Annotated in this window: 4 protein-coding genes; 1 reads left to right on the top strand and 3 read right to left on the bottom strand. The window is 72.7% G+C overall.

All coding sequences use genetic code 11. From position 1 onward, the window contains the following. Positions 1 to 18 precede the first annotated feature (18 nt). Complete coding sequence (locus E1298_RS44875) at positions 19 to 1,077, bottom strand: LLM class flavin-dependent oxidoreductase (RefSeq protein WP_165975960.1); 1,059 nt, start codon at positions 1,075 to 1,077, stop codon at positions 19 to 21. Between the two features lie 163 nt (positions 1,078 to 1,240). Continuing rightward, positions 1,241 to 2,902: a bifunctional lysylphosphatidylglycerol flippase/synthetase MprF gene (locus E1298_RS44870; protein ID WP_131903474.1), complete on the bottom strand. Its 1,662-nt coding sequence runs from the start codon at positions 2,900 to 2,902 to the stop codon at positions 1,241 to 1,243. Positions 2,903 to 3,406: 504 nt separating this feature from the next. On the opposite strand from E1298_RS44870, the gene E1298_RS44860 reads away from it, so the two are divergent. Beyond that, the gene (locus E1298_RS44860) at positions 3,407 to 3,706 is read left to right on the top strand and encodes a Dabb family protein (protein ID WP_165975959.1); all 300 of its coding nucleotides are present in this window, start codon (positions 3,407 to 3,409) and stop codon (positions 3,704 to 3,706) included. A gap of 104 nt (positions 3,707 to 3,810) precedes the next feature. On the opposite strand, the gene E1298_RS49970 is transcribed toward E1298_RS44860, so the two are convergent. Continuing rightward, positions 3,811 to 4,027 (bottom strand): hypothetical protein (locus E1298_RS49970; RefSeq protein WP_207945236.1); only part of this gene is annotated, 217 nt, incomplete at its 5' end.

Here is a 4,027-nt window from a genome sequence, read left to right as displayed (position 1 = left end):
GGGGGCGGGGGCGCAGGGTCAGCGGAAGGCGGGCATGACCTCCGCCGCGAAGAACCTGAGGACCTTCTTCATGTCCTCCAGCGGGAGCGGACGGGTGGAGCCGAAGTCGCACATGAGGTTGCCGAACCCCATCTCCTGGATCGCCTTGATCTGGGAGATGACGCGCTCGGGGTCGCCGATGACCTCCAGCTGGTTCCAGCGGAACTCGTTGTCGACCGAGCCGCCCTTGAGGTAGCGGTCCTGGTAGAACTCAAAGCCCTTGGCGGCCCTGCCGGTGGCCGGGTCGATCGGCGCGCTCTGCGCGTTGAAGATCCGCGACCGGTCGAACCCGGCCTCGAAGCGGGCCTGGTCCTCGCGGGCCCGCTCCAGCGTGGGCGCGACGTACACCGAGCGGCTCGCGACCAGCTCGGCGCCGGCGGTGTCGACGCCGTTCGCGGCGGCGGTGGCGTACCAGGTCTCGGCGGCCTTGGCGATCTTCTTGAACGGGGCGGCCGGGTCGGCGAGGATCGGCAGCCCGCGCGCGGCGTACAGCTCCACGGTCTCGGGGCTGACGGCGGCCACGTGCAGCGGCGGGTGCGGGCGCTGGACGCACTTCGGCATCAGCGTCAGCGGGCGGCCGGTCTCGTGGAAGCGGCCCTTGTACTCGAAGCCGTCCTGCGTCCACAGGCCGAGGATCATGTCGAGGCACTCGTCGAACCGGTCGCGGGCCTCGCCGAGGTCGAGCCCGAAGTTCTCGAACTCGACGCTCTGGTAGCCGCGTCCGATGCCGAGCTCCAGCCGCCCGCCGGACAGAAGGTCGACCATCGCGGCCTCCTCGGCCACGTGGATCGGGTTGTGCAGCGGCAGGACGACGATCCCGGTGCCGAGCCGCAGCCGCTCGGTGCGGGCGGCCAGGTTCGCCAGCAGGGTGAAGATGTTGGGGACGACCCCGTAGTCCCGGAAGTGGTGCTCGGCGACCCACACCCCGTCGAAGCCCAGCTCCTCCAGGAGCTCGACGACCTCGATCTGGTAGTCGTACACCTCCCGCGCGGTCTGGCCCGCGAACTGGTGGAAGAGGTGGAAGGTCGAGAACTTCATCGGGCGGTCAGCCACGTGCACGGCTCCTTCGGGTCGGCGCCTGCCCCATCATTGCGTAACAAGCGCTCGCTTGGGAAGCCTAACAGGTCGCCGGAAACGGAGGGGCGCCCGGATCCGCCGGGATCCGGGCGCCTCGTCGATAGGGGTCAGGAGCCGATCGGGGTCAGGAGCGGCCGAAGTGGTGCGCGGGCTCGCCCGCGGCCTCCTCCACGGCGGCGGCGGGACGCGTCCGCGTCCGGCCGAACTCCAGGGTGAGCAGCGCCGCCGCCAGCCACACGATGTCGGACCACGACCGGAACACGATGCTGCGCGGCTTGTAGGCGGGCCTGAACTTGCGGTCGAACAGGTACAGCGACTCCACCGCGATCAGCGGGTCGAGCAGGTGCAGCGCCCGGTAGCCGGCCCGCTCCAGCGGGCCGCGGTCATCGGACTCCAGCAGCTCGCGGAACGCGGCGAAGTTCAGCGAGACGACCCCGTGGCCGTGCTCGCCCGCGTACTCGATCATCTCGACGATCAGCCGCTCGTTGACGCCGTTCGGGCCGTCCGGGGCGCGGCGCATCGCGTCCAGGCTGATGCCCTCCCCGGCGGTCACGTACCGCTGGAACGCGATCGGCTCCTTGTCCTCGCCGTAGGCCACCGCGACGAGCGAGCCCGGATGGTAGCCGGTGAGCAGCTCGTCCAGGTTCATCGAGAAGCCGCGCTCGGCCGCGCCGCCGAGCGAGCGGGCCGCCACGTCCAGCAGCTTGCCGCGCAGCTCGGGCGTCAGGTCGCGCTCGGCGACGATCTCCGAGGTGACCCCGGCGTTCGCGCTGCGCCTGACCGCCTGCCGGACGTTGCGCATCTGCCGTCCCGCCAGCGTGAACTCGGCGGGACGGACGACGACCTCGTCGCCGAAGCCGAACGAGCGCAGCGGGCCCCAGGCGGGCAGCAGGCCGGCGCCGGCGCCCAGGACCGCGGGTCGCCAGCCCGTCCGGCGGCACAGGGCGAGGAACTCCCGGACGGCGCCCTCCCGCGAGGCCGGGTCGCCGACCGGGTCGCCGCCCGCCACCGCGACGCCGAACAGCACCCGGTAGCCGATCGCGGCCCGCCCGTCCGGGCTGAACACGTACGCCTTGTCGCGGCGCAGCGCGAACGGCGCGAGGGTGTCGGAGCCGGGGTGCGCGACCAGATGCGCGACGCGGGAGCGCTCCAGCTCGGTCCCCGGCGGCGGGGCCGGGTCGGGCGCCAGCAGCGTGACCACCAGGACCAGCAGCCCGGCGGCCCCGGCGAGCCCGAGCACGCCGGGCAGCCACGACGCGCCGTCGATCGGCGCTCCGGTGGAGCCGAGGCCGCTCGCCACGTCGTGCCCGGCTGACCGGATCGACACGCCGCCGAGCAGCACCGAGCCGAGCAGGGCCGCGAGCACCAGGAACGCGCCGGTCCTCACGGCCGTGCGCACCCGCTCGGGGTGCGGGCGGACCGGGAACTGCTCGCGGCGCAGCCACAGCACGATCAGCGCGACGGCCAGCAGCGGCAGCCGCCACAGCGCGTCGTCGCCCGCCATGACGGCGAGCAGGCCCATGGCCACGAGCGCGATGAGCCCGTACCAGGCGGCGCGGCGCCGCAGCAGCACCCCGCGGGCCACCAGCGCGAACGCCAGGGCCAGCGCGAACGCGTGCGCCGGGGCGAGCGGACGGCCCGTCACGAGCAGGGACAGCCGGTCGAGCCAGCGCGGCGCGCCCGTGACGGCCGGCACCGCGATCAGCGCGGCGACCGACACCGTGGCGAGCGCGAGCGGCCAGACGGGCTGGGGCTGCACGGCGGGGCCGGATTTCGCTGCTTGCACGAAGACACCTCCGCTCAGCCCAAACCAAGATCCTGCGTTTTCTCAATCCCGGCCCAGGGGCGCTCGCCTAGCGGCTCGCACCCCTGACCGTGCTTGGGCGAACGCGGAATCGCTTCGCGATCTTCCCGGTGAGGCTCGCCTTCGGCATCGCCTCACCGGTCAGGTCGCGCGTTCGCGTGATAGTCGAGGTCACCCCTGAACATTTTAGGCTCGTGGTGATGAAGAGGCTCCTGATCGTCCACCACACGCGTCGCCGTCCGTCCAGGCGATGGTCGAGGCGGTGCGCGCCGGCGCGTCCACCGACGAGATCGAGGGCGTGGAGGTGGTGACCCGTCCCGCGCTGACGGCCTCCCGCAGGTCTATTACCCGTGCTTGGAAAGAGACAATCCGCCGCCAGTTCGGAGCCCTTCCTGCACGGCGACGACGACGCGACGGGGGCGCTGCGCGCGCTGGGAGGTGGGCGCCACCGTCGCGGCCGGGCTCGGCACGGTCTAGCGTGCTGCCATGAGTGGTTTCCGGCACGTGGTGATGTTCATGTGGGCCGAGGGGACGACGACCGGCCAGCAGGAAGAGGTCGCGGAGAAGCTGGGCGAGCTGCCCGGCGTCATCCCGGAGATCCGGGAGTACAGCCTCGGGACGAACGCGGGCGTGAACCCGGACGCCTACGACTTCGCGGTGGTCGGGGACTTCGCCGACCGGGCCGCCTACCTGGTCTACCGCGACCACCCGGCCCACCGCGCGGTGATCGACCAGTACATCACCCCGATCGTGGCGCAGCGGGCGGCCATCCAGTACGAGCTGTAGGACCGTCCGGGCTCGGGGCTCGGGGCGGATGCCGAGCAAGCGCTTGTATCCGAACTCTTTTCGGGTTAGGTTCACCTGCGATGGCAGGTCGGCCGCTGTACCGGTCACCACGTCCGGACGGGCCGTCCCCCTGCCTCGCGGACGCCGCTCGCCGGGGACGGATCGCGCCCCGTTCCCGGCGGACGGCACCCTCCGCGGGCACCAGCGGACGGCACCCGCAGCGGGCTGCCGCGGACGGTACTCACCGCGCAGCGGGCGGCACCTTCCGCGGACCGGCGGGTCAGGCGGGAGAGGAGCCGGGTGGGCGGCAGGCAGGGGTTC

Origin of the sequence: Actinomadura rubrisoli (assembly GCF_004349215.1) — a bacterium.
GTDB lineage: Bacteria > Actinomycetota > Actinomycetes > Streptosporangiales > Streptosporangiaceae > Spirillospora > Spirillospora rubrisoli.
This window is presented reverse-complemented; position numbering and strand designations above follow the sequence as displayed.